The sequence below is a fragment of the Daejeonella sp. genome (assembly GCF_037719425.1).
Taxonomy (GTDB): domain Bacteria; phylum Bacteroidota; class Bacteroidia; order Sphingobacteriales; family Sphingobacteriaceae; genus Daejeonella.
Window position 1 is genome coordinate 1 of the sequence record NZ_JBBJNI010000001.1, and the last position, 26,831, is coordinate 26,831.

The 26,831-nt window shown below is 41.1% G+C and carries 26 protein-coding genes; 8 read left to right on the forward strand and 18 right to left on the reverse strand.

The window, feature by feature from the left end:
• Positions 1-358 precede the first annotated feature (358 nt).
• Positions 359-703 (reverse strand): translation initiation factor, encoded by a 345-nt coding sequence (locus WKF69_RS00005; protein ID WP_340378468.1) that lies wholly within the window; start codon positions 701-703, stop codon positions 359-361.
• Positions 704-709: 6 nt separating this feature from the next.
• Positions 710-1,582: a diacylglycerol kinase family protein gene (locus tag WKF69_RS00010; RefSeq protein ID WP_340378469.1), complete on the reverse strand. Its 873-nt coding sequence runs from the start codon at positions 1,580-1,582 to the stop codon at positions 710-712.
• A gap of 212 nt (positions 1,583-1,794) precedes the next feature.
• Between WKF69_RS00010 and metK the strand changes: the two genes are divergently transcribed.
• From metK to WKF69_RS00025, 3 genes are all read left to right on the forward strand, one after another.
• A complete protein-coding gene (metK, locus tag WKF69_RS00015; RefSeq protein WP_340378470.1) occupies positions 1,795-3,051 on the forward strand; it encodes a methionine adenosyltransferase in 1,257 nt (418 codons plus the stop codon).
• A gap of 69 nt (positions 3,052-3,120) precedes the next feature.
• Entirely contained in the window at positions 3,121-3,675 is a 555-nt protein-coding gene (locus tag WKF69_RS00020) for an NUDIX hydrolase (protein WP_340378471.1), read from the forward strand.
• A gap of 26 nt (positions 3,676-3,701) precedes the next feature.
• Entirely contained in the window at positions 3,702-4,442 is a 741-nt protein-coding gene (locus WKF69_RS00025) for a lysophospholipid acyltransferase family protein (protein ID WP_340378472.1), read from the forward strand.
• A gap of 83 nt (positions 4,443-4,525) precedes the next feature.
• On the opposite strand, the gene WKF69_RS00030 is transcribed toward WKF69_RS00025, so the two are convergent.
• Positions 4,526-5,245 carry a LytTR family DNA-binding domain-containing protein gene (locus tag WKF69_RS00030; RefSeq protein WP_340378473.1) on the reverse strand — a complete coding sequence of 240 codons (720 nt, stop codon included), beginning with the start codon at positions 5,243-5,245 and terminating at the stop codon, positions 4,526-4,528.
• Position 5,246: 1 nt separating this feature from the next.
• Entirely contained in the window at positions 5,247-6,266 is a 1,020-nt protein-coding gene (locus tag WKF69_RS00035) for a histidine kinase (protein WP_340378474.1), read from the reverse strand.
• Between the two features lie 211 nt (positions 6,267-6,477).
• Here WKF69_RS00035 and WKF69_RS00040 point away from each other — a divergent pair, with 211 nt between their 5' ends.
• The 3 genes from WKF69_RS00040 to WKF69_RS00050 are packed head-to-tail and all read left to right on the forward strand — an operon-like array spanning position 6,478 to position 8,363.
• Positions 6,478-6,654 (forward strand): hypothetical protein, encoded by a 177-nt coding sequence (locus WKF69_RS00040; RefSeq protein WP_340378475.1) that lies wholly within the window; start codon positions 6,478-6,480, stop codon positions 6,652-6,654.
• A gap of 1 nt (position 6,655) precedes the next feature.
• Positions 6,656-7,561, forward strand: coding sequence for an ATP-binding cassette domain-containing protein (locus tag WKF69_RS00045; protein WP_340378476.1), 906 nt, complete (start codon positions 6,656-6,658; stop codon positions 7,559-7,561).
• A gap of 1 nt (position 7,562) precedes the next feature.
• On the forward strand, positions 7,563-8,363 hold the full coding sequence (locus WKF69_RS00050; protein ID WP_340378477.1) for an ABC transporter permease: 801 nt from the start codon (positions 7,563-7,565) through the stop codon (positions 8,361-8,363).
• Here the strand turns inward: WKF69_RS00050 and WKF69_RS00055 are convergent, their stop codons facing one another.
• From WKF69_RS00055 to WKF69_RS00085, 7 genes are all read right to left on the reverse strand, one after another.
• Entirely contained in the window at positions 8,364-9,713 is a 1,350-nt protein-coding gene (locus WKF69_RS00055; RefSeq protein WP_340378478.1) for a M20/M25/M40 family metallo-hydrolase, read from the reverse strand.
• A gap of 66 nt (positions 9,714-9,779) precedes the next feature.
• Positions 9,780-11,213 carry an MBL fold metallo-hydrolase gene (locus WKF69_RS00060; RefSeq protein WP_340378479.1) on the reverse strand — a complete coding sequence of 478 codons (1,434 nt, stop codon included), beginning with the start codon at positions 11,211-11,213 and terminating at the stop codon, positions 9,780-9,782.
• A gap of 155 nt (positions 11,214-11,368) precedes the next feature.
• Complete coding sequence (locus WKF69_RS00065) at positions 11,369-12,136, reverse strand: succinate dehydrogenase/fumarate reductase iron-sulfur subunit (RefSeq protein ID WP_340378480.1); 768 nt, start codon at positions 12,134-12,136, stop codon at positions 11,369-11,371.
• 107 nt (positions 12,137-12,243) lie between these two features.
• Positions 12,244-14,178 carry a fumarate reductase/succinate dehydrogenase flavoprotein subunit gene (locus WKF69_RS00070; RefSeq protein ID WP_340378481.1) on the reverse strand — a complete coding sequence of 645 codons (1,935 nt, stop codon included), beginning with the start codon at positions 14,176-14,178 and terminating at the stop codon, positions 12,244-12,246.
• A gap of 43 nt (positions 14,179-14,221) precedes the next feature.
• A complete protein-coding gene (locus tag WKF69_RS00075) occupies positions 14,222-15,007 on the reverse strand; it encodes a succinate dehydrogenase cytochrome b subunit (protein WP_340378482.1) in 786 nt (261 codons plus the stop codon).
• A gap of 137 nt (positions 15,008-15,144) precedes the next feature.
• On the reverse strand, positions 15,145-15,774 hold the full coding sequence (gene pdeM, locus WKF69_RS00080; RefSeq protein WP_340378483.1) for a ligase-associated DNA damage response endonuclease PdeM: 630 nt from the start codon (positions 15,772-15,774) through the stop codon (positions 15,145-15,147).
• A gap of 104 nt (positions 15,775-15,878) precedes the next feature.
• Positions 15,879-17,384 carry a Do family serine endopeptidase gene (locus tag WKF69_RS00085; protein ID WP_340378484.1) on the reverse strand — a complete coding sequence of 502 codons (1,506 nt, stop codon included), beginning with the start codon at positions 17,382-17,384 and terminating at the stop codon, positions 15,879-15,881.
• A gap of 237 nt (positions 17,385-17,621) precedes the next feature.
• Here WKF69_RS00085 and dapF point away from each other — a divergent pair, with 237 nt between their 5' ends.
• The gene (gene dapF / locus WKF69_RS00090; protein WP_340378485.1) at positions 17,622-18,410 is read left to right on the forward strand and encodes a diaminopimelate epimerase; all 789 of its coding nucleotides are present in this window, start codon (positions 17,622-17,624) and stop codon (positions 18,408-18,410) included.
• A gap of 195 nt (positions 18,411-18,605) precedes the next feature.
• Entirely contained in the window at positions 18,606-21,503 is a 2,898-nt protein-coding gene (locus WKF69_RS00095) for an SNF2-related protein (protein WP_340378486.1), read from the forward strand.
• 63 nt (positions 21,504-21,566) lie between these two features.
• Here WKF69_RS00095 and WKF69_RS00100 read toward each other — a convergent pair whose 3' ends face one another.
• The 7 genes from WKF69_RS00100 to hflX form a co-directional block, all read right to left on the reverse strand.
• Entirely contained in the window at positions 21,567-22,172 is a 606-nt protein-coding gene (locus WKF69_RS00100) for a trimeric intracellular cation channel family protein (RefSeq protein ID WP_340378487.1), read from the reverse strand.
• Complete coding sequence (gene aat, locus WKF69_RS00105; protein WP_340378488.1) at positions 22,173-22,832, reverse strand: leucyl/phenylalanyl-tRNA--protein transferase; 660 nt, start codon at positions 22,830-22,832, stop codon at positions 22,173-22,175.
• Between the two features lie 311 nt (positions 22,833-23,143).
• Positions 23,144-23,836 (reverse strand): TonB family protein, encoded by a 693-nt coding sequence (locus tag WKF69_RS00110; protein ID WP_340378489.1) that lies wholly within the window; start codon positions 23,834-23,836, stop codon positions 23,144-23,146.
• A gap of 28 nt (positions 23,837-23,864) precedes the next feature.
• On the reverse strand, positions 23,865-24,569 hold the full coding sequence (locus WKF69_RS00115) for a peptidoglycan DD-metalloendopeptidase family protein (protein ID WP_340378490.1): 705 nt from the start codon (positions 24,567-24,569) through the stop codon (positions 23,865-23,867).
• Positions 24,566-25,195, reverse strand: coding sequence for a hemolysin III family protein (locus WKF69_RS00120; RefSeq protein WP_340378491.1), 630 nt, complete (start codon positions 25,193-25,195; stop codon positions 24,566-24,568). Before WKF69_RS00120 ends, WKF69_RS00115 begins: the two co-directional genes overlap by 4 nt.
• Positions 25,196-25,198: 3 nt before the next feature.
• On the reverse strand, positions 25,199-25,573 hold the full coding sequence (rbfA, locus tag WKF69_RS00125; RefSeq protein ID WP_340378492.1) for a 30S ribosome-binding factor RbfA: 375 nt from the start codon (positions 25,571-25,573) through the stop codon (positions 25,199-25,201).
• 18 nt (positions 25,574-25,591) lie between these two features.
• Positions 25,592-26,779, reverse strand: coding sequence for a GTPase HflX (hflX, locus tag WKF69_RS00130; RefSeq protein ID WP_340378493.1), 1,188 nt, complete (start codon positions 26,777-26,779; stop codon positions 25,592-25,594).
• Positions 26,780-26,831 lie beyond the last annotated feature (52 nt).

Consider the following 26,831-nt stretch of genomic DNA (forward strand, 5'->3'; position numbering starts at 1 on the left):
AACAAAAATATAATTTTCGACTTAATAAAAAATTATTTGTGAATTTATTAATTCTATTTATTCGTTCCTGTTCGACCCCTCCTCAGAATCAAGCAAGAATTTGCTGTTCTAAAAGAAGATAGCCCTTGCTAGACTATCATTTTACAATGAAAACTATTTTTTATTGTAAAAGCAAATTTACCGTTTGATTTTAGCGAATATACAAAGATTACGTTCACGCCTTCACATATAAGTGCCTGATTTTTAGATAATTTATTTATATGCTTAAACTTTGATACTTAAATTATGATCATTTTAGACTTTTTTCAGAGCCTAAGTCATCATCAACGATCAAAAAAATAACAGGGATAGTGCCTTTTTAACCTCCGGCCTTTTTCACTCTATATCCTTCTGTTTGGAGCAAGAGCATGATCTTGTCTCTAAAGTCGCCCTGAATCAGAATTTCTCCGTCTTTTGCTGAGCCCCCTACGCCACACTTTTGTTTAAGTTTTTTTCCAAGTAAAGCCAGGTCTTCGTCAGTACCCCGAAAGCCCGTGACAAGGGTAACAGCTTTACCGCCTCTTTGTTTCCTATCGAGCTGAACACGAAGATCCTGCTCCCGCGGCAGCGGAGTGTCATTTGTCCCATTGGACTCTTCCTGGTACTCAAAATCCGGATTTGTTGAATAAACTACACCGGATAATCCTTTGCTTTTTTTTGACATGTGTAATTAAACTAACACAGATAATGATAAGGGGTTTATATTTATTTGCAACTCGGAAGCCATCTCATACGGTTCACCATCCAGATGAATAGCGCCTAAACCTTCTCTTATAATCCGTATGTCTTTCCCTTTTATTATCTCAACATATTTAGATCTGTGCGTGCTCCGGCTGAACATTTGGAATCCCAATACCGGAAACTGATATAATGGAAATGGTTTAGTAATAACCACGTCGAGAAGACCGTCCTTTAGAGACGCGAAAGGAGATATATGCGCATTATTACCAAACTGGGAAGAGTTAGCAATACTTATCATAAATGCATCGCGTGCTATGCGTTTCCCATCTATTTCCAAAGTATAATGTTGACATTGATAATTTGATATTTCATTAATGGCAGTTTTTACATATCCGCTTAAACCTCTTGTAACATTGTTGGCAAAAATAGCGCTTATGTGCGCGTCAAAACCAATCCCCGCCATATTAAAGAAGTTTTTCCCGTTAAAAATGCCGGTGTCTATCTGATTAACATTCAGCTTATTCAATGTTTCCACTGCAAACCTATCATTCAATGAAATTCCCAGCGAGCGAGCCAGTCCGTTTCCGGACCCATGGGGTATAATTCCCATGACTTTTCCGGATCCCTGTATACCAGACGCGACCTCATTTATAGTGCCATCGCCGCCGACTGCAACGAGGATATCCGCATTTCCCTTAACCAATTCAATAGCCATTTCGCGAGCATGCCCCGGCCCATCTGTGAAAACATATTTAGCATCGAATATGCTTCCATCTAGAAATTTTGCTGCCATGGCAGCAAAATTTAATTTGCTTTTCCCTCCGGAAATTGGGTTAATAAGAAATATAATATTTTTCTTCAATAGTATTTGCTATTAACTGCGAAAATACCGTTAATTTTTTTCAGAACTTAAAAATTATCATACTTTTGCAGTGCAAAAAAAGTGGATCGATTTGCGTTGATTGCAACCACGTAAAAAAAAGTGCTAAAACATACTCTGATTTTTACCCCTCTGCGATCAATTCTTCTTTCTTCGGGATCAAATATTAACGATTTTTAACAAACAAAATTTTTATGCCTTATTTATTTACCTCAGAATCTGTTTCAGAAGGACATCCTGACAAGGTTGCAGATCAGATATCTGATGCTTTAATTGATAATTTCCTCGCCTGGGATCCGGATTCGAAGGTAGCTTGCGAGACGCTTGTTACAACAGGCCTTGTTGTTCTTGCGGGTGAAGTAAAATCACAAACGTATTTAGACGTTCAAAAAATTGCACGTGATGTAGTTCGTAAAATTGGATACATAAAATCTGAGTACATGTTTGAAGCTGACTCTTGCGGAGTAATTTCGGCCATTCATGAGCAGTCTGCAGACATCAATCAAGGAGTTGACAGAGTACAAAAGCAGGACCAGGGAGCTGGAGATCAGGGAATGATGTTTGGTTACGCAACGAGCGAAACAGACAACTACATGCCTTTGGCACTTGATTTAGCTCACAAGATCTTAACCGAACTTGCTGCTCTTCGCCGTGAAAATACTTCTATAAAATATCTTCGTCCTGATGCTAAATCACAGGTAACGATCGAATATAGCGATGATCACAAGCCAATCCGTATCGATGCAATAGTTGTATCAACTCAGCACGATGATTTTGATAGCGAATCAGCTATGCAGAAGAAAATCCAGGAGGATATCATTTCTATTCTGATTCCAAGGGTTAAGGCTCAATTAAAAACAGAGCTTCAGTCATTATTTACTGACGCTATTAAATACCATATTAACCCAACCGGTAAATTTGTTATCGGTGGACCTCACGGAGATACCGGATTAACAGGCCGGAAGATCATTGTTGATACTTACGGCGGTAAAGGCGCTCATGGTGGCGGTGCCTTTTCAGGAAAAGATCCTTCAAAAGTGGACCGTTCCGCTGCATATGCTACCCGCCATATTGCTAAAAACCTTGTAGCCGCAGGTGTTTGTGATGAAATACTGGTCCAAGTGTCTTATGCAATCGGTGTTAAAGATCCAATGGGAATTTTTGTTGATACGTATGGAACGGCGAAAGTTAGTTTCAACGATGGAGAGATCGCTCAAAAGATATCTTCAATATTTGATATGACTCCGTACGGCATTGAAACTCGCTTAAAATTACGTAACCCCATATATTCTGAGACTGCTGCTTACGGACATATGGGCCGTAAGAATGAGACAGTAACGAAAAGCTTCACAGGATCTAACGGTGAGAAAAAAACTGTTGAAGTAGAACTATTTACATGGGAGAAACTGGATTTTGTAAGTACAGTAAAAGAAGCTTTCAAGATCAGCTAACATTTTAGCTATTAAACAAAAAAGCCTTCTTTCATATCTAAAGAAGGCTTTTTTGTTTAATATTACGCGATGTCTAATCTGAATACGAATCCATGGGTAACTCTCTCGGAAAAAATGATCTACGACAACCCGTGGATCAGCCTTTCTGAGCATCAGGTGATCAATCCCGGGGGCGGTGAAGGTATCTATGGAAAAGTGCATTTCAAAAATCTGGCCGTGGGCGTAGTTGTGTTGGATGATGATTACAATACATGGCTTGTCGGCCAATACCGTTACCCACTTGACCAATATAGTTGGGAAATACCGGAGGGAGGAGGTTCGCTGCAAACTGACCCGCTTGTATCAGCCCAAAGAGAACTATTTGAAGAAACTGGCATAACAGCTACCTCGTGGACCGAAATTCAGCGGATGCATCTCTGCAATTCTGTTAGCGATGAGTTAGCTATTATCTACCTTGCCCGCGATTTGACTTTCGGTCAGTCAAGCCCCGAAGAAACCGAACAACTTACTATAAGAAAGCTGCCTTTTAATGACGCTTTAGATATGGTAGTTAACGGCGAAATCACTGACTCAATGAGTGTTGCGGGTTTACTAAAAGTGAAGTTACTAAATATTGTTCCTTAATAAATAAGCTTATACTTTTGCTGGATATGAGAAAGCTCCTGGGCTACCTTTTCACTCCGATACATTATTTTTTTTTTGGCTTGGTTCTCTGCCTGTTCCATCCGGTACAATGGATTTCGCTTAAACTTGGGGGATCGGAAGCGCATAAAAAATCTGTTGATTTGATGAATCTTTTTCTGGTGGGAACATATTTTATTCTTGGCAGCCGGATCAGATTTACCAATAAGTTTGATTTACCCCTTAACAGGCCAATCATCTTTATATCTAATCACCAGAGCATGTATGATATACCCCCTCTGATCTGGTTTCTTCGTAAATACCACGCTAAATTCATCTCAAAGATCGAGCTGACACGCGGCATTCCAAGCATATCTTTTAATCTGAAATATGGTGGCGGAGCAAATATCGATCGTAAGGATAGCAAACAGGCTATCGCAGAGATCCTGAAATTGGGTGAACGGATGAAACACCAAAATTGGTCGGCGGTTATTTTCCCGGAGGGTACCCGCTCCCGCGATGGTAAGCTAAAACCATTCGCGGTGGGCGGTGTTGCAACTCTGTTAAAAAGATGCCCGGATGCATTGATTGTTCCGGTTGCGATAAAGGGCTCCTGGAAATTCGTCCAGTATGGAGCCTTTCCATTAAGCTTCGGAGAAAAAATGAGCTGGACTGTTCTTGAACCGCTTGAAAACACAGGCGGGCCGCTTGAAGAAATGGTGTTAAGGGTTGAAGGCGCTATTGGGCAAAAGCTGAAAGCGGAAAGCTAATGTCGAGGCGGGTTTAATTTAAGTCAGATTACATTGTTAAATGGAAGTCTTGGTTCTTTGATCCTGGTTCGTGGTTCTGTTTCTCAACCAATATTCTTATCCTCAATCTGTTTGAAGAAATATTCACGATAGGTATCCCCAATCGGAATTATCTTATCCCCAATCTGAATTCGGCTTCGCTCGATGCTTTCTATCTTTCCGACTGCAATTATGTAAGATTTGTGTACCCGAATAAAAGATTTCGCTGGTAAGGACTCCTCCATCTTTTTCATGTTTTGAAGCGTAATGATCCGTTCCGTTTTGGTGAAGATTGAAATATAGTCTTTGAGTCCTTCTATATATAGTATATCATCCAGATAGATCTTTTGAATCTTGTGTTCTGTCTTAACAAAAATGAAATCATGGCTGCTTGATGCCGGCGCCTGTTCGGGCGGCGCGGCATTTCCGTTACCGTGATTTTGAAGCACCTTCTGAGCAGCCTTATAAAACCGATCAAACGCAATAGGTTTTAACAAATAGTCTACTACATCAAGTTCATACCCATCTAACGCATACTGTGAATAAGCCGTTGTTAGGATCACATCACATTTTCCGTTTATGATCTTTAAGAATTGAATACCCGTTAATTCAGGCATCTGCACATCAAGGAATACAAGATCTATAGCATCACTCTGAACAAGCGACAAACCTTCGATAGCGCTCGTTGTAGTTTTAACAAGAGTTAAAAAGGGTACTTTACTTATATAATCTTCAAGGATATCAAGCGCAAGAGGCTCATCATCAACAACAAGGCAGCGTATCATTTTATAAATCTAAATATAATTCACAATTATACACCGCTTCGTTATCCTCAATATGAAGACGATACTCTCCTTTGTAAAGAAGATCGAGGCGCCTTTTCACATTTTGCAAGCCAATACCACCTGTTTCGTCCTTGTTTAAATTGCTTTTCTTATTGATGACCTGGAAAAAAAGTTTATTGGAAGTAACATTTAAAACTATTGTGAGAGGATTATCCTTATCGGTGGCAATACCGTGTTTAAAGGCGTTTTCGACAAATGATATTAGGACAAGTGGTGTGATTTTTTTATCATGCGTATCACCATCAATTTCAAACTTGATATAAACTGTGTCTTTAAATCTCAATCTTTGAAGTTCGATGTAATTTTCAACGTATCGGATCTCGTCATCCAACTTCACCAGGTTTTCGTTACTCTCATAAAGCATGTACCTCATAATTTCAGAAAGTTTCAAAACTGCCTCTGGCGTTTTATCGGATTTCTGATAGGCGAGGGAATAGATATTATTTAAAGAGTTGAAAAGAAAATGGGGGTTAATTTGTGATTTCAAAAAAGCCAGCTCGGAAATCAATTTCTCATTTTCCAGGTTGCTCTTTATTTTTTCATTACGGAACCAGTCTATGATAAACTTCAGAATGGTGCTTAGGAATATGAAGAAACAGCTGACCAACGTCGCGCTAAGGAAGTATTCCCAGAAATTAAGTACCCATTTCCGCTTTCCGCTTACCCTCGTTATGATAATATCGTAGAAATAATATGCCAGGCCACATTTAATAAAAGCAAAGAAGATAACAACAAACAGTATTGCCAGGCCGCACCACAAATATTTTTTACGATCCAGAAAAGTGGGGAGTATAAAAAGGTAATTGATATAGAATATTGAAATATTAACAATACCGAAATAAACGAAAATTATTATAGTAGTGCGAGTGATGTTTCCTCCATTCGTATGCATAAACATAAACATCAATAGAAGAGACACCCAAACAAAAATATGAAGCAGTATCTGCCGGAAACTATTCATATTTAAAAGTACCAGTAACGACTTTAAAATGGGCGTTGTTTCGACGAACGGGCAAAATCAATCTGCCAACGCCTTTAATTACGCCCTCTGCTGCTGGAGACCTCAATATTCCCGTTCGTCTGCATAAAAGGCTCCTTGGTCTAATACTTTTTCCAATCAATTTTATTAAGTATTTCTTTGTTTCACTAAATCAGACACAAACTAAGCAATAATGAAAAAACTTACTAATATCGCATCACCATTTATTATGCTATTGGTTCCTTTGTTTTTACTTATAGGACTACTGGCGATGAATGTCAATAATGAAATACCAGCCGAAAAACAAAGAGCCAGTATTAGCCTGCAGGTTCCAGCTCTTAAAAGCTTTATCCAGACAGCTTTAAAATAATATGCCGGCTGATCTTGTAATTGAAACAAGGGATCTCTCTTATCTTTTTGGTGAACAAAAGGTTTTAGATCAAATATCCTTAAAAGTAAGTCCCGGCAGCATTTATGGCTTTCTCGGCCCTAACGGTGCTGGGAAAACAACCACCATAAAGATCCTTCTCAACCTACTGCATTCGGCGGAAAAGAATGTGTTTTTATTTGGAGAGGAATTAAATAAAAACCGGGTGAGCATTTTATCAAAAATTGGTTCACTGATCGAACAGCCAGCCATATATGGCCACCTTTCAGGTCGCGAAAATCTGATCAATCGTGCACGATTGGTCGAGGTACCTGCAAAGAGGGTTGAAGAAATTCTTAGCCTGGTCGATCTTACCGAAAGTGCTGGGAAAAAAGCGAGCAAATACTCCCTGGGTATGAAACAGCGGCTTGGCATCGGTCTGGCACTTTTACCGGATCCACCACTTCTTATTCTTGATGAGCCAACTAACGGCCTGGATCCAAACGGGATAATCGAGGTTCGTCACCTTCTTCAAAAACTTGTTAAGGAGCAGGGAAAAACTGTTTTCATATCCAGCCATCTACTTTCCGAAGTGGAAAAAATGATAACACATGTTGGTATAATTAATCGGGGAAAATTGCTGTTTCAGGGTACGCTTGAAGAACTTCATGACGTAAGTAAAACCCAGATTGTTATTGTTACCGATAATCTTGCTGAGAGTGCGAATTTGTTAGTGAGAAGCGGATATTTCGCTGAAATTATTACTGACTCGATCCGTATTCCATATACCACTCTTTCAGAAGTTGCCGACGTGAATGCTTTACTTGTGGGCAACAAACATAAGGTGTACAGCATCGGACAAAGCAGACAGAATTTGGAAGATCTATTTTTATCTATAACCCAATCATAAGATGCAGGGATTTTTACTTTCGTTACAGTCTGAGTTTTATAAAACCCGCAAGACGCTCGCATTCTGGTCAGCTATCTTATTCCCTTTAGTTTTATGCTGTCTTATCTCATTCGGATTTTACTCGAATTCAGCTAAACTAATACCATTCCCGGCAGAAACCCAATGGTTTAGATTTGCTGGTGCTTTCATTGGAGTAATGGGCAGCCTTTTGATCCCGATGTTAGTAATATTCCAGACGTTCTCCATAAATAACATTGAACACAGAGCTGAGATGTGGAAGAGCTTATTTTCCCTTCCTATACCTAAATGGAGTATTTACTCAGCAAAATATCTTTATGCGGTTTTCCTAAATGCGCTCTGCATAGGCTTGTTCGCCACTTTCATACTAGCCTCTGGGTATTTACTGAACTTTTTTGTTCCGGAGTTTAAGTTCAATCAATACGATATTTCCGGACTTTTATTTAAAATGCACTTGAAGCTGTTCCTTGCATCCATGGGTATTTTATCCATACAATTCGTGCTCAGCCTTCTATGGGCAGACTTTTTAAAACCAATGGGAATTGGCTTCCTTTTTACCGTTTTCGGAATTATAACAGCCAATCTTGGCTGGAAATACGCGTATACCATCCCGTTTGCAAATCCAATGCTGGCATTGCAGAGTATTATGGGACAGATCATGGGGCGCAAAGATCAACAGCGAATTTTTGACCTGATGGGTAAAGAGATCTATGTGAGCTTAGCAGTAGCCGTGGTTATGTTTATTCTCGGCTATTTCGTGATAAACAAAAGAAATATGAAATAGCTATCGCACGGCTTTCGGAGTAATAACCAGGCTTTCGTGTCCTTCAGCGTCCACAGACTGCACGCCAAAGAAGTAATTATCCTTGGAGTAGTTAAGATCTGCCGTTGTATCAGTGACAAAAAATTTCTTTTCCCAAACCGGACTGCTGGTTTCCCTCATAACAACATAATATCCAGCAGGAGATTCGCCTTTTGGCTTTTCCCATTTAAGAACGGTTTTATTGGTTAGCTGGCTGGTAACTACACCGACGTTCTCCGGCTCGCGTGGCGACAAAGCCAGGTTAGCAAGGGATGCAAGATTCATTCTCGCTACCTTTTGTGTATATGCATAGTCCACAAATTCAGGAAGATCCCCATAATCTACGCCATTTTCCTTCCGTACAGTCTGATGTTGACGTTCAAAATTTTCGTTCATCTCTGTAACCCGGATGCCAGGAAATCCTGCTTGTGAGAAAGGTGTGTGATCACCTCCGCGAAGATACCGGTCACGACGGTAGATTAGTTTAACATCAAGCTGATCCACATATCGTTCACCGACTTCTTTTAGATATCTGGCGAACTGCCTTGCCTTTCCATCGTTCTCAGATCCCGTGCTTGTACGTACAGCGGCTTCTGCCGGGGTCTCCACAACTGATACCCCTTCGCTAAAAATCCTCACGCTATTATTATCCTTCAAACCGGTTTCCATTCCATAGGTATTACCCACAATATCATTAGTGATCATTCCCGCAACGTTCCATTTCGAATCTTTAGCTCTTTTCGCAAGATTGACCGCGCCGTACAACCCTTGCTCTTCAGCAACCATAGCGACAAAAATTATAGTACAATTAAATTTGTACTTGCTCATTACCCTCGCCAGTTCCATAACAGCGGAAGTTCCAGAGGCATCATCGTTTGCTCCAGGCGCGAATATTTTTGGATCGTTTACATCGCTTGCCCGTGAATCGTAATGGCCTGAAACTATGAAAACTCTATCGTCTAATGGATCTGTTCCTGGCAGAATTCCCAGCACATTCTTCATAATGGTTGGAACCGGGACCCTCCGGCCGTCAGCGGGCTGAGTGAAGACATCAAATTCTGCCTTTAACCGGCCCCCCGATTCGGTGGAATATCTCCCCATTTCCGATCTTATCCAGTTCCTCGCTGCGCCAATACCTGTTGTACCACTGGTGGTATCACTAAGGCTATTACGTGTTTGGAAACTTACCAGCTTCCTGACATTCGCTTCGATGTTCTTTTCGGATACTTCGTCAACCATTTTTTTGATCTGCTGATCCTGTCTAACGATTGCAGGCTGAGCAAAAGAATATATTGAAGAGAAGAGAAATAGAGTATAAAGTAAATATCTCATATTTAAAAAGCTGATGGTAAAACAGTTAAACTTAAAAAACATGATCCAGCATTTACATCATCGAATCTAGTTATTTAGATCTATATGCTCGTGACGATCCGGTATATCGACGTTTTTAAACCCTTTGTCAATTAATCTGCTCCTAAAAGATTGTTGAACGTCATATTCCCCGTGAACAAGAAATATCTGTTTAACCTTAGCAGGATCCTGACAAGATACAAAATTCAGTAAGTCTTCGTAATCTCCGTGAGCGCTCATTGATCGTATTGATTGTATGTCAGCCCGAACTTCGTACTCTTCCCCAAAGATATGTACGGTTTTATTTCCGTTAAGTAGCCTACCAGCAAGGGAAGCAGGCTCACAGTAACCAACCATCAAAATAGTATTTTTCTCGTTGCCTACGTTGTTTCTGACATGATGTTTAACTCTTCCTGCTTCAGCCATACCTGAGGCCGATATAATCACACATGGTTCCGGGTTTGTATTTAATGCTTTCGATTGAACAGAATCCTGAATAAACGTCAAATTTTTAAAATGAAACGGGTCATCGTCCGTCTTCATAACCTCATGTACATCTCGATTCAGTTCGTCTGAATTATTCTTTACCACGTTCGTCGCTTTTGCCGACAGCGGACTATCCACATAATACTTTACGTCCGGTAGAATACCTTTTTCTTCCATTCCGTTTAACAAGTAAAGCAATTCCTGAGTTCGGCCGACACTAAATGCGGGAATAATAACCTTCCCCTTTCGAATACCGCACGTTTGGATAATAATATCTCTCAAAAGGCCTTCGGCAGCCACGGCATCTTTGTGTAAGGTATCTCCGTAAGTGGACTCAAGTAAGATATAATCAGCTTGCGGGAAACGCTGCGGGGCTTTAAGAATGAGATCATCATAGCGGCCCACATCGCCACTGAAAGAGATTCGTGTAGCCTTTCCATTTTCCTGAATGCTGACGTGTACTGCAGCGCTGCCTATTATATGTCCCGCATCCGTGAAGCTAACCGTTATGCCTTCAGTAATTGGATGATCAGTATTATACTCTACAATCTCAAACTGACGGATTGCACGAATGGCATCCTCTTCACTATAAAGCGGCTTTATTAGTTTCTCGCCTTTACGCAACCGATTCTTGTTGCTATACTCAGCATCTTGTTCCTGAATTTTCGCTGAATCCATCAGCAATATCCTGGTAAGCTCCATTGTGGGAGGAGTACAAAATATTTGACCGGTAAAACCTTGAGAAACTAAACGTGGAATAAGACCGCTATGGTCGATGTGCGCATGGCTCAGTATAAAGTAATTAACTTTCGCCGGGTCGAATCCAAAATACTCATTGAGTTCATCGGTTTCTTCGCCCATACCCTGAAACATACCGCAGTCCAGCAAGATTTGAGTTCCATTATCTAAAGTAATCAGGTGTTTACTGCCGGTAACATTTCGGGCGGCACCGTGGAAGCTTAAGCGCATATTTTTTTTGACTCTATATAGCAACATACCTGCCAATTTTGCGGTAAAATTGACAATGCAGAAGATTCCGTAAAAACCGTAATAAGGATAGTCAAAAACTATGGTGCATAAAAAAGTTCCGCTTTCGCAGGACTTTCAATAATTGGGGATAGTTTAATTAATTTCGATCAGTTATGAGTCTTCTATACTTCTTCTTCCTTAAATAACTTTGCAGTAAAATAATCCCTGTTCATCCGGGCGATGTTAGTGATGGAGATTTCCTTAGGACATTCTGCCTCACAAGCTCCAGTATTGGTGCAATTTCCGAAGCCTTCTTCGTCCATTTGAGCGACCATTGCCTGCACCCTGCGGTAACGCTCCGGCTGACCCTGTGGCAATAAAGCCATTTGAGAAACTTTTGCTGAAACGAATAACATGGCAGACGCATTTTTACATGCCGCAACGCAGGCACCACAGCCTATACATGTAGCAGAATTAAATGCTTCATCAGCTATAACTTTAGGGATTGGGATAACATTTGCATCCGGCACACCTCCAGTGTTAACAGAAACAAAACCTCCGGCAACTTGGATCCGGTCAAATGCCGACCTGTCAGTTGCAAGATCCTTTATCACGGGAAATGCCTCCGCGCGCCAGGGCTCTATCACGACGGTATCATTGTTTTTGAAACTGCGCATATGAAGCTGGCACGTTGCGATACCCTGCTTAGGCCCATGAGGCCTTCCATTGATATGTAAAGAGCATGAACCGCAGATACCTTCGCGGCAGTCATGATCAAAATGGATGGGATCGTCACCCTTTTTTACCAAATCTTCATTAACCACATCAAGCATTTCCAGGAATGACATGTCCGGAGATACGTGGTCGGCTTTGTAAGTAACGAAATTACCCTTAGTGTCGGCATTTTTTTGACGCCAAACCTTTAACGTCAAATTCATATTTTCACTCATTTGTGTAGTATTTAGTAGTTGGTTGTTAGTAGTTAGGTCCCGTTTCAGTTTATCATAGAATTTAGTAATTGAGAATCGTCTAATCACTAAATACTAATCACTAACTACTACTTATAGCTCCTCTGTGATAATTTAACATTTTCAAATACCAGCTCTTCTTTATGTAGTTCTTCAGGCTGGTTATCCCCTTTGTATTCCCATGCAGCTGCGTATGCGTAATTTTCGTCATCACGCAAGGCCTCTCCCTCATCGGTCTGGCTTTCCAGGCGGAAGTGACCTCCGCATGATTCATTCCGGTCCAACGCATCATCCACCATTAATTCACCAAGTTCCAGGAAGTCCGCAATACGGCCTGCATTTTCGAGATTTTGGTTGAACTCTTCGTTGATGCCGGAAACCCGTGCATTTTGCCAAAAATCAGCTCGCAGCGCCCTAATCAATCCCTTTGCCTTAATCAAGCCATCTTCCGTACGAGCCATACCGCAATATTCCCACATAATATGGCCAAGCTCACGGTGATATTCATTAGCAGTTTTTGTTCCTTTTAAGGACAGTAACTTATTAATGCGTTCAACTACATTTCTTTTGGTTTCTTCAAAAGCAGGATGGCTGGTGTCAACGCCTTTGGGTCCGATAGTAGCCAGATAATCTCCCAGGGTATAAGGGATCACAAAATATCCATCTGCTAAACCCTGCATTAAAGCAGAAGCACCTAAGCGGTTGGCACCATGGTCAGAGAAGTTGGCCTCACCCAGGCAATAAAGTCCTTTAACCGTTGTTTGTAAATTATAGTCAACCCAAAGACCGCCCATAGTATAGTGAACAGCAGGATAAATCCGCATTGGTTGCTTATATGGATTTTCGTCAGTGATCTGCTGATACATGTCGAAAAGGTTACCATATTTTGCGCGAACTGTATCTTCTCCCAAGCGGCCTATTGCTTCAGCGAAATCAAGATAAACAGCAATGCCAGATGCACCCACACCTCTGCCTTCATCTACCATCTCTTTTGCGTTACGAGATGCCACATCGCGGGGAACCAGGTTCCCAAATGCAGGATATTTACGTTCCAGGAAGTAATCCCTGTCTTCTTCTTTGAGATCTGTAACCTTTAATTCTCCTTTACGAAGCTTCTGCGCAAGTTCAACTGTTTTAGGAGCCCAAACGCGTCCGTCGTTACGTAATGACTCAGACATCAGCGTCAATTTCGACTGATGGTCACCAGTTACAGGGATACATGTTGGGTGGATTTGAGTGAAACATGGATTTGCAAAATAAGCACCCCGCTTGTGTGCCTTCCATACAGCTGTCACATTGCAGCCCATCGCATTGGTTGAAAGGTAGAAAACGTTGCCGTATCCACCTGTACATAAAAGCACCGCGTGTCCTCCGTGTGTTTCGATGGCTCCGTTGATCAGATCACGGGTTACGATACCTTTAGCTTCACCGTCAACAGTAACTACATCCATCATTTCATGACGGGTGTACATCTTCACTTTACCAAGATTGATTTGACGGTTTAGAGCTGAATATGCTCCCAGCAATAATTGTTGTCCGGTTTGACCGCGAGCATAAAACGTACGCGATACCTGTGATCCACCAAACGACCGGTTATCAAGCAAGCCACCGTACTCCCGGGCAAATGGAACACCCTGAGCCACACACTGATCAATTATATTTACAGAGACTTCGGCAAGCCTGTATACATTACCTTCACGTGCACGATAGTCACCTCCTTTAATTGTATCGTAGAATAAGCGGTGAACGCTATCACCATCATTCTGATAATTTTTAGCAGCATTTATTCCTCCCTGTGCAGCGATTGAGTGCGCACGTCTCGGACTGTCCTGAAAACAAAATGCTTTTACGTTATAGCCAAGTTCCGCCAGAGAAGCCGCAGCCGAAGCTCCGGCTAAGCCAGTACCCACTACAATTACAGTATACTTTCTCTTGTTAGCCGGATTAACCAGTTTCAGGTTAAATTTATGTTTTGACCACTTTTGGGCCAACGGCCCTTCAGGAATTTTAGCATCTAATTTCATCTCAGAAATTTATTTTAATCTGATTGCTCAGAGAATGTAATTCTTATTTTAAAAAGTAAAAATAAACTGGCATTGCAGCAAAGAGCACGGGGATCAGTACACCAAAAATCCAGACACCCAAAAATCGTATGATCGGCACATATTTTTTATTATCCCACCCAACAGTTTGAAAGGCGCTTCTAAAACCATGTATTAAATGGAATGACAATGCAGCCATCGATATAACATACAGCAGCACATACCAGCCTGTTTTAAACGAATGTGAAACTACTTTATAAAGATCCTTTGAAACAATAACCTGTTTGCCAGCTTGAGTGTCAACATAATCGGAATGAACAAGTCTTTTCGCATCCCATGGAAGTTCTGAAACTGTAATATTACTTGGATCGTCGAGGCTGATTTCATATTTCGCATAGGGTAATTCCGCGTTATGATATTTCCACCAAAAATTACTCATGTGAATTACGATGAATACGAGAAGCACCGTACCCAAAATTCCCATATTGCGCGATGTCCATGGGCTATTCTGATTGCCGGCCTGAACCGCATATCCGATAAGGCGTGCTTTTTTATTGCCCATTGTGATTACCAATGCATAAACAGCGTGTATTATGATTGACGCGTACAGTAAATAAGATACAACTTTGATGGGAACAAAATGTGTCATGAAGTATGCGTAAGCATTAAATGCCTGCCCTGCATCATCTTTAAATAACTGAAGGTTCCCAACTAAATGTACGATCAGGAAAGTGCAGAGAAATAAGCCTGTAGCGGCCATTATCAGTTTTTTTCCCAATGAGGATGAGAACGTTTTTGCGAAATTGCTCATTACCTGGTGTTATAATATTTATTCAGGAGCAAATTTATCATTATATGGTAAAAAATTCTCTGCAACAAAAGGTATACGCGCAAATACTATCTATTTAGAATCGATCTAAATTTTTACGAGAAAAGGTGTTTTGAGGGTTAAAAGCTGATAACTTTATTTTTCACAACAGCAAATACTTTGTCGCCTCTAACATTCTTCACACATACTTTACCAGTAAACCTTCCGAATGCGGGAATGATAGCCTGTTTACTTCCAAAGTGGAAACAAGGCAAGGTTAACATTTGCCTCGCGCCACCTTTCAGTGTTACCCCGGGATGAATATGTCCGGATATCACATACGCGACATCCTGGAGAAGAGCCTTAGCTTTTAAAGGTTCATGAGAAAACAAAAAGGGACCAATGTTCAATGTATCGTGGAGCTCGAAATTCAAATCCGTGTAGAACTTGTTATTGAGTATATCATGATTGCCGAGCACCAGTACCATGTCGATCTTTTTGAACATGGAACGCCACAAGACCAGCCAACCCCAGTCATTATTCATATCACTGTGGAAAAGATCTCCCAGAAAGATGATTTTTACGGGTTTATGCTCATGGATAAGGTCCGAAATAAGGGCAAGATCATCCTGCTCCATTTGTTTGGGAATTCCAATTCCTGCTTTCCTGAAATGCCCTACCTTACCCAGATGGATATCTGCTATGATCAACGTTTTTTCTTCATCCCAGAAAATTGCTTTCTCGGGCAAAAGAAGAAGGGTCTGATTCAAAAAATTGAAAGAAAGAGGCTCGGAGATCATTCATACAAAAATACGAAAGCCTCCCCAAAGATTGGGAAGGCTTTCATATTTAAGATTAGCGCAATGCTGAAACCTTATCTTCTTATTGGAAATTGATATTTCATTGAGCCACCGTCGGGGGTAAATCCACTGATGGTCACCATGTTATTCTTGCTGGAAGTTATCGCAGTTTCGATATCTTGTGTTTTGTTCACCGACTGCCCGTTAACTGTTGTGATAACAGTACCCTGCGCAACTTCGATCTGGTCAAAATAACCTCCCTGCTGAACACTTGTAACTATAACACCCGATCCTATGTTGTATTTCTTCTTAAGGACATCGCTTACCGGAGCAAAGCTTGCACCCAGATTCTTGGTAACAACGCTTGCGGTTCTGGTGTCATTACTTTTAATTGAGTCCTCACCTTTCAATGTAACAGTCTTGCCATATTCCTTACCATCTCTCAGATAAGTTAAGTTGACCTTGTCACCAGGCCCCAGACGACCGATCCGTTCCTGAAGATCCGAAGGGTCGTAAATTTGTTTACCTTCTACTTTAATTATGATGTCGCCTTCTTTCAATCCAGCCTGAGCAGCACCACCACCGGGCACAACACCGTTTACATAAAGTCCATTGATTTCATTAACACCAAAGCGTTTAGCCTGCTCAGCATCCAGACCGGTAAAATTAACGCCTATAAACCCTCTTCGCACGGAACCGAATGATTTGAAATCATCCAATACCTTTTTAGCCAGGTTAATAGGGATAGCAAATCCGTAACCTTCATAGTTGCCGCTCTGAGACGCTATTGCAGCATTAACTCCAATTAGCTCGCCTCTTGTATTTACAAGCGCTCCACCACTGTTACCACGATTAATTGCCGCATCTGTCTGAATGAACGATTCGATTGCAGTCCGTGCCTGAGGCTCTCCATTTTCCGCAGGCTCTGCATTATCAAGGATTCCAATCTGTCTTCCTTTAGCACTTACGATCCCGGCCGTGACAGTTGTGTTTAACGCAAATGGATAACCCACGGCCAGAACCCATTCGCCTATGCGAACATCATCCGAGTTGCCCAGCTTTACAATAGGATAACCTGAACCTTCGATCTTAATCAACGCCAGGTCAGTATTAGCATCCCGGCCAATAACCTTGGCAACTAATGAACGCTTATCTGGTAGGATAACATCTATCTTATCTGCTTTATCAACTACGTGATTATTGGTAACGATATACCCATCAGTAGAGATAATTACACCCGAGCCCGAACCCATTGCCGGGCCACGTGAACGGCGGCCACCTCCACCAAAGAAATCTTCAAACATATCCTGCATCTGATCACGACCTCCGCTTGTGCCCGGATTATTATAAGTTGTTTTGATGTGCACTACCGCTGGCGTAACCGCAGCCGCAGCTTGTGTAAAATCCAGATCTCCTGTCGACGAGTTAACAGCCGGCATAGGGTTATTTGTAAAATGAACCTTTTGCTTTTCTTCAAACGACATTCCGTCCTGATACTTGTTTTCGATCAGCTTGTAAGAGCCGACAGCAACTGCCCCGCCAAGGCAAGCTGCCAAAAATGTAACACCTATCTTCTTCATATTTAAAATTATTATTTTCTTTTATATCTGTAAGAGCTGTTCAAAATTAGTACCACATAAACGTAGATCATACATTTGATGTATCGAAAATATGTTAAAATATGTTAAATACATCCTATTGTTACAGTGATTTTTACATCTCGCCGATGTTGGCTTTAAATTATAATTCCGAAATTTAAGAAATGTTTAGTGACATATTTTATTCTAAGAAAATTATCGGCTGTTGATCCTGAAAAAATGAATTTAAGGTTTTATAAATATGAAGGTGCCGGCAACGATTTTATCGTTCTGGATAACAGAAAAGGAGAATTCAACTCCAGTTTAAACCCGGAAGCGATAAAAAAAATGTGTGACCGGCATTTTGGTATTGGCGCTGACGGTCTGATGGCACTCCAACTAAAAGACGGTTATGATTTTGAGATGCTTTACTTCAACGCTAACGGCAATGAAGGAACAATGTGTGGGAATGGCGGACGCTGCATAGTAGCATTTGCCGAGTACTTGCGTTTAATAAATGGCGAAACTAACTTTCTGGCAGTCGACGGGCTTCACTATGCCAAAATTTCAGAAAAAGGAGGTTGGGTCAGCTTGAAAATGATCGACGTGACAACGGTCGATATAGATAATGAGGCTATGGTTTTAAATACCGGATCACCTCATTATGTTCTGCTAACAAACGACCTTCAAAATAAAGATGTATTTAAAGAAGGACAAGGGATCCGTTATAGCGATCGATATGTAGACGCAGGGATCAATGTAAATTTTGTCGAAGATATGGGCACCCATTATTTCGTAAGAACGTACGAAAGAGGTGTAGAGAATGAAACCTATGCCTGTGGAACGGGTGTTACCGCAGTCGCTATGGCAATGGCAAAGACTAAAAGCCAAACAGGCGATATCGCCACTTCTTTGCGTGTTCTTGGAGGAGATTTAAAAGTGAGATTTAATTATGATGGAAAAAGCTTTACAGAGGTTTTTCTTGAGGGACCGGCAACTTTTGTGTTTGAAGGGGCTATTAAACTATAATAAAAATTCTGATTGTCTCCCAAACTACTCAGCAAATTGGCCTCCACACGACATTTTGCGTCATATTCCTGTAACATTGTGTTATTTTTTTACTAAAGGTCAAATTTCTCATCTATTAACTTGAAAACGGCTAAAATTCTACTTAAATTTAGAATTTTTTAATGCTCAACTTGCTTAAAATTTGTCTGAATACCTATGTTAAGAGTTGACAGCAGCAAACCCTGTAAAATTGTGTACTCTATATGCAAGCATGATTTCCTCGGATTTCTGATTGAGCCGCATATTGTACAATTAAATTCAGATGGGGGCTTCTCTTTAACGTATCAACGAATCTTCAGCACTACCGCAAGCGAATTTGATTCTCAGCTCGACGAAACTGACCATAAGCTAATCAAGCTGCTGGAAGAGACTGAACAGGGGCACATTATTAAACGCTATCATAAAAAAGCTATCCGGCCGCTGGAATACTTCAGTACGATCTTTAACGAAAAACTTTACGAAACCCTAAGGCCGAAGATCGAAAAAAGGTTGGTCGAGGCTTTTAAACTCCTCGCCGACAAAGAGCTTTATTTGATGAGTAAAGAAGGCTGGCCGGTAGAACGCCAAATAACTATTGCGGCAGAGCCTGCCTCCGTGTTATTCCATTTCAGAAGGGGAATGACTGAAACACGATATTTCCCAACGATTAAATTCCAGGGGCTGCGCATTGAATTCATGTTCAAGGATGCGCAGATAATTTGCAATCAGCCGGCCTGGCTTCTGCTTGACGACGTACTATATTATTTTGAAGAGGAAGTAGAAGGTAAAAAACTGCAGCCTTTTTTAAATAAGCGATTTATTTCCATTCCCAAAACATCTGAGAAAACGTACTTCGAAAAGTTTGTAGCACCTCTTATCGAAAAACATGCTGTATATGCAGAGGGTTTTGAGATACGTACAGAAAAATTTGACGCCACTCCGGTCCTGAAATTATTATATGTAGACAGTGAAAAGCCACAGCTCCAGTTATATTTTAGGTATGGGGATTATATCTTTCCGGCGGGAAGCGACCGGAGAATATCGGTAAGGACCGAAAAGAAAGATAATGATTATATTTTCCATCGTATTAAGCGTTCCCTTAGCTGGGAAAAAAACAAGCTTAACATACTCCAGGAACTCGGGCTTAAGTCAACCGGATCTTTGTTCTTCAGTGTATTCACAACGGACCCGACAAGCCCCGAAGAAGATTCACCATTCAGCGTGATCAACTGGCTAAACGAGCATCACGACGAGCTTGAAACGAAAGGATTTACTTTCGAGCAGACGGATGGTGAAAAACGCTTTGTAATAGGCAAAAGTAAAATTGACCTTGAGATACGGGAGAATAACGATTGGTTTGATATCCATGCCGTGGTACATTTTGGCCCTTATCAAATTCCATTCATCGATCTTAAGAATCACATTATAAATAAGATTCGGGAGTTCAAACTGCCGTCTGGAGAAATTGCGGTTATTCCCGAACACTGGTTCGCTCAATACAGCAATCTCCTTCAATTTACCGAAGGGACGAAAAACCTCAAACTAAAGAAACACCATATTGGGCTGGTGAATGATTTTGCCAACAGTGAACTGGCAAATGTCAGCATGGACAGGAAGCTCCAGAAACTTTCAGATTTCGAAGAAATTGAAGATTCTGACATTCCCAAAGCATTTAATGGAGTTCTGCGTCCTTATCAAAAAGCTGGTTATAATTGGTTTCATTTCTTACGCAAGTACAATTTTGGAGGGTGCCTTGCCGATGATATGGGTTTAGGTAAAACTGTTCAAACACTTGCATTACTTCAAAAGATCAAGGAGGAGAATCAGGAAGAGGGGATACATACAACCTCGCTTATCATTATGCCTACTTCTCTTGTTTATAACTGGCTAAATGAAGCCAAGAAGTTCGCGCCTAAGCTGAAAATACATCCCCATACGGGAAGCTTCCGTAATAAAGAAGTTGAGTTGTTTTCAAATTACGATGTAGTGATCACAACTTATGGAATAACGCGGGTTGACATTGAGCTTTTAAAAACACTGTACTTCAACTATATAATTTTGGATGAAAGCCAAAATATAAAAAACCCGGCTTCAAAATCATTCAAAGCGGTGAAGACCCTCAAGTCAAAGCATAAGCTTATCCTGAGCGGAACACCGGTTGAGAATACAGTAAATGATCTGTGGACACAGATGTCATTCATAAATCCCGGCTTACTCGGAAACCAGCACTTTTTCTATACTGATTTTGTCGTTCCGATTGAAAAGAAAAAGGACGAAGAAAAAGCAGCGAAATTACAGGCATTGATCAAACCTTTTGTCCTGAGGCGTACCAAAGCGCAGGTGGCAACGGAACTTCCGGCTAAAACAGAGAACCTTTTCTATTGCCAGATGAGTGAGGATCAAAAAGAATATTACGAAAAGATCAAATCTGAATACAGGAATGCTTTGCTTGCTAACCTCGAGGACAGTTCTTTCAAACGATCTCAGATCCAGGTATTGCAAGGACTGACCAAGCTTAGGCAGATAGCTAATCATCCACGGATGATCGATGAAGGGTATGAAGGCGATTCCGGAAAATTTGAAAACGTGATACACACCCTTGAAAGTGTCCTCTCCCGTGGCCACAAAATTCTGGTGTTCTCTCAATTCGTAAAACAGCTGGATATTTACAGAAGATATTTTAACGACCAGCATATTCCGTTCGCATACCTTGACGGTGCTACATCAAAACGCGGCGAGGTTGTTAAGGAGTTTCAGGCGAACAAGGATATAAAGCTTTTTCTGATCTCAATAAAAGCCGGTGGTGTCGGATTAAATTTAACTGAAGCTGATTATGTCTTCATTCTGGATCCATGGTGGAATCCAGCAGTTGAACAGCAGGCTATAGACAGAACTCACCGCATCGGACAGGATAAAAATGTCTTTATCTATAAATTCATCACCAAAGATACTGTTGAAGAAAAGATCCTTGCCCTGCAGAACAGAAAGCGAAAGGTCGCTGAATCTCTCATTACCACTGAAGAGAGTTTTGTGAAATCATTGACAGCTAAGGACATCGCAGATATTCTGAGTTAGAGGTTTTGGTTGGCCGTTGTTAGTTGTTGGCCTAGACGCCCAGCCCGGCAACTGACAACTGACTTACCGGGATTTAGGCAGAGTCAGCTGGTATTTAACAGATATGACCCTGATGAGGATAATAATGAAGACGCTGACAAAGGAATTAATGTTATCATCGACTTCCAGAAGCTTTAGACCAACAAAGATGGCTGCTCCCGATAAGCAGGCAGTTGCATAGATCTCCTTCTTAAAAATAAGAGGGATTTCATTTATCAGGGTATCCCGTATCACACCACCCATTACCGCCGAAAACATTCCCATGATTATCGCTGCCAAGGGAGAAACTCCATGTTCAAGTGATTTCTGAACACCAACCACAGTGTACAGAGCAATTCCTATTGTATCGAACAGAAAAAATGTCCGCCGATACTTGATTATATAATATTTGAATGTCATCGCAAATAATACTCCAATAGTAATGGCTATCAGATAATTACCATCCACAACCCAGGTAGGCCGCACTCCCAGGATCATGTCCCGGAGCGTACCACCGCCGACCGCCGTTACAAAACTCGTAAACGTTACCCCGAAAATATCCTTATACATGTTTTTGTCTGATGCCGCCAGCGCACCGGAAACAGCAAACACGAGTGTTCCTAAAAGATCGATGTAATAAGGTAACTGCACCTAATATTTCTTTTGAGGTAATTTATAAATTTTCTTCAGATATGTCAGATACTCCTGTCTGCTGATTAATTCGGCACCCATGCTTTCGAGATGCTTTGTGTGCACCTGACAGTCTATCATTAAATACTCCTTATTCCGACACAGCCAGATCAATGCAGCTTTAGAAGCGTTGCTAACGTTGCTAAACATACTCTCTCCGCAAAAAACACTATTTACAACTACACCATATAAGCCTCCGATCAGAACATCATTTTCCCAAACCTCAACCGAATGTGCCAAGCCTAGCTTGTGCAAATTAATATAAGCTGTTTTCATTTCCGAAGTTATCCAGGTTCCCTTTTCTCCCTGACGCCGTATGCTGGCACAAGCCTCAATCACCTTGTCAAAAGCAGTATCAAAAGTGATTTTAAATTGGTCGCTGTTGATCACTCTGCTCATTGATGAAGAAACTTTAAGCCTTTCCGGGAACAAAACAAAACGCTCATGAGGAGAATACCAAAGAATTGGGCTGTCGTCTGAATACCATGGGAAAATTCCATGTGAATAAGCCAGCATTAATCTTTCCGGGGTAAGGTCTCCTCCTACAGCAAGCAATCCATCGTCTTCTGCCAGTTCGGGTTTTGGAAACCAGATTTCAGTATCGGACAATTGGTAGTACATTTTTCGAAACCTTTTTTGTTTATCCCAGCGCTATTAGCAAGACGATAGTTGCCATCGATACCAAAGCAGAATACAGTGCTAAAGATCTCGGATTGAAGCGTTCTTTCCAAAATACATAAAGGGAATATAAAGGCAAACAAAAAAGAAGCGCAAGACTAGGGAGATTCAAAAGTTCAAAAACAGCGCCGGTAAAGGCAAAATAATAGACGTTCAAGACACTGCCCAGAAGCCGAAAAATTGCAATCGTTATGCTCACCAGGAATAATACCTTACTCTCTCTTGAATTACGAAAGGAAGTGTTCATTCTCTGTTTATTTACAATTCTGCTCTATCAGAGCTGCGGATATAACGCTTCCCAGGCGGCGAATGGTTTGGGCGTCTTCACAAGCTCCTTCTTTGTCACCTTGCTTCAATTTACGTTGGGCCTGTTTTAAAAGCCGGTCGATAAATTTATTATCGTATCCTAGCTGAGCTTTGAGGGCAATTACCCTAGCCTCCTCAACCTGATTATAAGAGCCCTCTGCTTTTTTATCATAGAAGTTATAAATAGCATTGTTTAATCCCAGCCTCGCATGATACGCATTGATCGCCGAGTTGATCTCATCCCTGGAACGCTGCTCGCACTTAAAATCACGAAGCGTGAAATTTACCGGAAGAACAAGAGATATTGTTGTGTCATGATTGACCGGCATTATCCATTTCCCTGAAGTTAGGCGTATTATCCGCAGAGCCTCCACGTCCAGATCCACACCAAAACCTTTCTGAACCTTAGAGTCGAAAATTTTTCCTTGTTTATTAAGTTTAAAGCTAACCTGGATAGTTCCCTGAAGGCAATTATCCTTCGAGAATGCAGGATAAATTAAATGATTATCGATAAAGCTGATGAGACTCTTCTGCCCGCCTTTGAAAGCCGGTTGTTCATATGCTACCGAAACTAATCTTTTTGAAGGAGCAAAAAGAAGGGAAAGACTTACAAGGAAACCGAGTATTAAGTTCAGGTACATATTGTAATTTAACGAAAAATAAACGGAACTAATATCTGAAGGTATGCTTTAAAATTAGTTCAGGATCAGGGCAATTGCTTAGAAATAGTTCTCTTTCAGAATATCGGCAAACTCCTGGATAGTCTCCTTCAAAGTTTCCCATATCGAATATTAGTTGGAAATGAAGATGGGGAGGCCAATGGCCATTATCGATAATATCGCCAAACTCAGCGATCATTTGCCCTTTTTTAACTGGCAAATCTTTTACTAAACCGTCAATACTCGACAGTTTCAGGTGACCATAGAGTGTGTGAAATATTAAGTTCTCAGCCTGGTGCTCAAGAATAAGGGTTGCACCATAATCGCCAAAATTATTGTTAAATCTAAAGCTATGTATCTTTCCGCTCAATGGCGAGAACACCGGTGTACCTTTCGGGCCCCAGATATCTACGCCCAAATGAAGACGCCTGGGCTCCTCATCCATATCAAACAGGGCACTTCGGGAATATATGGTTCGGTGTTCATTATAACCCCCGATTCCATACCGGCAATTTTCTGACGCGAGCTCCAGGCGAACCCAGTCTGAAAAGGCTTCGGTATCTTCCAAAATAGCTGGATCCAGCTCCGTGTTAGAAGCCGTAAAATTGAGAGGATGTAGTTCATCAGATCCTTTATCGAAAGGAACCACGGCCGAAATATCTTCAGGATGCTCCTTAAAATATCGCTTTAGCGCGATTGATTGTTCGGCACTCATGCGAACAGATAGAAATAATTATAAACGTAATGTGAAAGTGCACCGGCAACTACAAAAAGATGCCAGATCTCGTGGCTATGCAGCAGCTTTCCCATCGGCTTGTCCTTATAATAAAAGAATGTCCCCCCGACATAGAATAAACCGCCGAGCAACATCCAACCGATAGCCAGGAAAGATAGTTTCGCAGACATCTCACTGAGAAGAGGTACTATTAGCGCACCCATAGCAATATAAATGGTTAGAGAAAGTATAGTGTTTTTTAATCGGTTAAATATCTTTAAAAGGCATCCGGCAAGAGCAATGGTCCATATCATTGCGAAGAGCGTCCAGCGGATGTAACCGTCAAAAACTAACAAAGCAGTTGGCGTATAGGAACCCGCAATCATCAGATAGATGCAGCAATGATCGAACTTTTGCCAAAAACGAATTTCTTTTTCAGTTACAGGGTAGCTATGATAGGTAGAACTAATCCCGAAAAGGACGAAAGTACAAATACCATAAATCCAGGCAGCTGTGTCTTCTGCCTGTGAATTTGCCCGCATTAATAATAAGAAAGTTCCGGGAATCGCTAAAATTGCCGGAATAACATGCGTATAAAAATTGACAGGCTCACGAATCGTCCTCATCTTCTAATCTTCCTGCTCCGGCTGACGTGGTTCTTTACTTATCTTATCGAAGATCTTGTCCATCCGCTCAACGTATTCGCTTGTATCATCAACAAAAAATTCGAGCTGAGGAACTATCCTTGCCTGATCTTTTATCCGGCTCCCAAGTTTATAACGGATCTCACCTGCGTGGGCTTTAATTGTATTGAGCGCAAGGCTATTATTAGTGCTGTTAAAAAAGCTCAAATAAACGCGTGCAATTGCCAGATCTGATGTTACCCTAACCTTAGTTATTGTAACCATGATATTAGGAAGTAGATTCGCTCCCTCACGCTGAAATATTTCAGCCAAATCCTTCTGGATAACTCCTGCAAACTTTTGTTGACGTTTTGATTCCATAATTAATAAGGCTACGGATTAGTATAGTAATTTGTCGTAAGGGTAACGGGCTGTATGGATTTCTTTTACTTTCTCATAAAGCAGCGATCTAAACTCCTCAATATTTTCTTTGTTTAAGGCCGAAATAAATATTGCTGGCGCCCTGTTTTTGTTCATCCAGCTATTTTTGAAATCGGATAAAGTCAATGGCGGATGTTCTTCCTGAGGATCAAAATCCGCCGGTACATATGCATCGATCTTATTGAATACCATAATGACCTCCTTATCGATCGCACCCATCTCTTTTAACGTTTCATTGACTGTATTGATCTGGTCTTCAAAGTTCGGATGAGATATATCAACGACATGGATCAATATATCAGCTTCACGAACTTCATCCAATGTAGATTTAAAACATTCGATCAAGTGGTGAGGTAGCTTTCTGATAAAACCTACCGTATCTGACAGAAGAAAAGGTAAGTTTTCTATGACCACTTTCCTTACTGTTGTATCCAGGGTAGCAAAAAGTTTATTTTCAGCAAAAACTTCAGATTTCGAGATCATATTCATGATCGTAGATTTCCCGACGTTTGTATATCCGACAAGGGAAACCCTGACCAACTGGTTTCGATTCTTTCGCTGAGTCTCATTTTGCTTATCAATCTCCCTTAAGCGCTCTTTTAAAAGTGAGATTTTGTTTAAGATCAAACGACGGTCAGTTTCGATCTGGCTTTCACCTGGTCCCCGCATACCGATACCACCCTTTTGCCGTTCAAGGTGAGTCCACAAACGAGTTAGACGTGGTAACAAATATTGCAACTGAGCAAGCTCTACCTGCGTTTTGGCTTGTGATGACTGTGCACGTTTGGCGAATATATCCAGGATGAGGTTACTCCTGTCAAGGATTTTTACCTGGAGCTCATTTTCAATATTTCTTAGCTGAGAGGGTGATAGTTCATCATCAAAAACGACTATATCGATCTCCTCCGATTTAACGTACGCATTGATCTCTTCCAGTTTTCCGGTCCCTACAAATGTAGCCCGATCAGGCCGTTGCATTCTTTGCGTAAATGATTTATGCGTTTCGCCCCCGGCAGTATCAACCAAAAAAGTTAACTCATCCAAATACTCCCGTGTCTGTTCTTCCGTTTCCCCCGGAGTTATAATCCCCACTAAAACCGCTTTCTCAGGTTTTATCGCTGTATCAAAAAATTTTTGTCTTGGCATTTAATTAGTTAACAATTGTCAAAGATAAGGGTTTGATTAGAAGCAAGAGCCA

What these genes read in the sequence shown, in the direction of transcription:
- WKF69_RS00005 (WP_340378468.1), bottom strand. Translation starts at nt 703, where the DNA reads ATGTCAAAAAAAAGCAAAGGATTATCCGGTGTAGTTTATTCAACAAAT.
- metK (WP_340378470.1), top strand. Translation starts at nt 1,795, where the DNA reads ATGCCTTATTTATTTACCTCAGAATCTGTTTCAGAAGGACATCCTGAC.
- WKF69_RS00020 (WP_340378471.1), top strand. Translation starts at nt 3,121, where the DNA reads ATGTCTAATCTGAATACGAATCCATGGGTAACTCTCTCGGAAAAAATG.
- WKF69_RS00025 (WP_340378472.1), top strand. Translation starts at nt 3,702, where the DNA reads ATGAGAAAGCTCCTGGGCTACCTTTTCACTCCGATACATTATTTTTTT.
- WKF69_RS00030 (WP_340378473.1), bottom strand. Translation starts at nt 5,245, where the DNA reads ATGATACGCTGCCTTGTTGTTGATGATGAGCCTCTTGCGCTTGATATC.
- WKF69_RS00035 (WP_340378474.1), bottom strand. Translation starts at nt 6,266, where the DNA reads ATGAATAGTTTCCGGCAGATACTGCTTCATATTTTTGTTTGGGTGTCT.
- WKF69_RS00040 (WP_340378475.1), top strand. Translation starts at nt 6,478, where the DNA reads ATGAAAAAACTTACTAATATCGCATCACCATTTATTATGCTATTGGTT.
- WKF69_RS00045 (WP_340378476.1), top strand. Translation starts at nt 6,656, where the DNA reads ATGCCGGCTGATCTTGTAATTGAAACAAGGGATCTCTCTTATCTTTTT.
- WKF69_RS00050 (WP_340378477.1), top strand. Translation starts at nt 7,563, where the DNA reads ATGCAGGGATTTTTACTTTCGTTACAGTCTGAGTTTTATAAAACCCGC.
- WKF69_RS00055 (WP_340378478.1), bottom strand. Translation starts at nt 9,713, where the DNA reads ATGAGATATTTACTTTATACTCTATTTCTCTTCTCTTCAATATATTCT.
- WKF69_RS00060 (WP_340378479.1), bottom strand. Translation starts at nt 11,213, where the DNA reads ATGTTGCTATATAGAGTCAAAAAAAATATGCGCTTAAGCTTCCACGGT.
- WKF69_RS00065 (WP_340378480.1), bottom strand. Translation starts at nt 12,136, where the DNA reads ATGAGTGAAAATATGAATTTGACGTTAAAGGTTTGGCGTCAAAAAAAT.
- WKF69_RS00070 (WP_340378481.1), bottom strand. Translation starts at nt 14,178, where the DNA reads ATGAAATTAGATGCTAAAATTCCTGAAGGGCCGTTGGCCCAAAAGTGG.
- WKF69_RS00075 (WP_340378482.1), bottom strand. Translation starts at nt 15,007, where the DNA reads ATGAGCAATTTCGCAAAAACGTTCTCATCCTCATTGGGAAAAAAACTG.
- WKF69_RS00085 (WP_340378484.1), bottom strand. Translation starts at nt 17,384, where the DNA reads ATGAAGAAGATAGGTGTTACATTTTTGGCAGCTTGCCTTGGCGGGGCA.
- dapF (WP_340378485.1), top strand. Translation starts at nt 17,622, where the DNA reads ATGAATTTAAGGTTTTATAAATATGAAGGTGCCGGCAACGATTTTATC.
- WKF69_RS00095 (WP_340378486.1), top strand. Translation starts at nt 18,606, where the DNA reads ATGTTAAGAGTTGACAGCAGCAAACCCTGTAAAATTGTGTACTCTATA.
- aat (WP_340378488.1), bottom strand. Translation starts at nt 22,832, where the DNA reads ATGTACTACCAATTGTCCGATACTGAAATCTGGTTTCCAAAACCCGAA.
- WKF69_RS00110 (WP_340378489.1), bottom strand. Translation starts at nt 23,836, where the DNA reads ATGTACCTGAACTTAATACTCGGTTTCCTTGTAAGTCTTTCCCTTCTT.
- WKF69_RS00115 (WP_340378490.1), bottom strand. Translation starts at nt 24,569, where the DNA reads ATGAGTGCCGAACAATCAATCGCGCTAAAGCGATATTTTAAGGAGCAT.
- WKF69_RS00120 (WP_340378491.1), bottom strand. Translation starts at nt 25,195, where the DNA reads ATGAGGACGATTCGTGAGCCTGTCAATTTTTATACGCATGTTATTCCG.
- rbfA (WP_340378492.1), bottom strand. Translation starts at nt 25,573, where the DNA reads ATGGAATCAAAACGTCAACAAAAGTTTGCAGGAGTTATCCAGAAGGAT.
- hflX (WP_340378493.1), bottom strand. Translation starts at nt 26,779, where the DNA reads ATGCCAAGACAAAAATTTTTTGATACAGCGATAAAACCTGAGAAAGCG.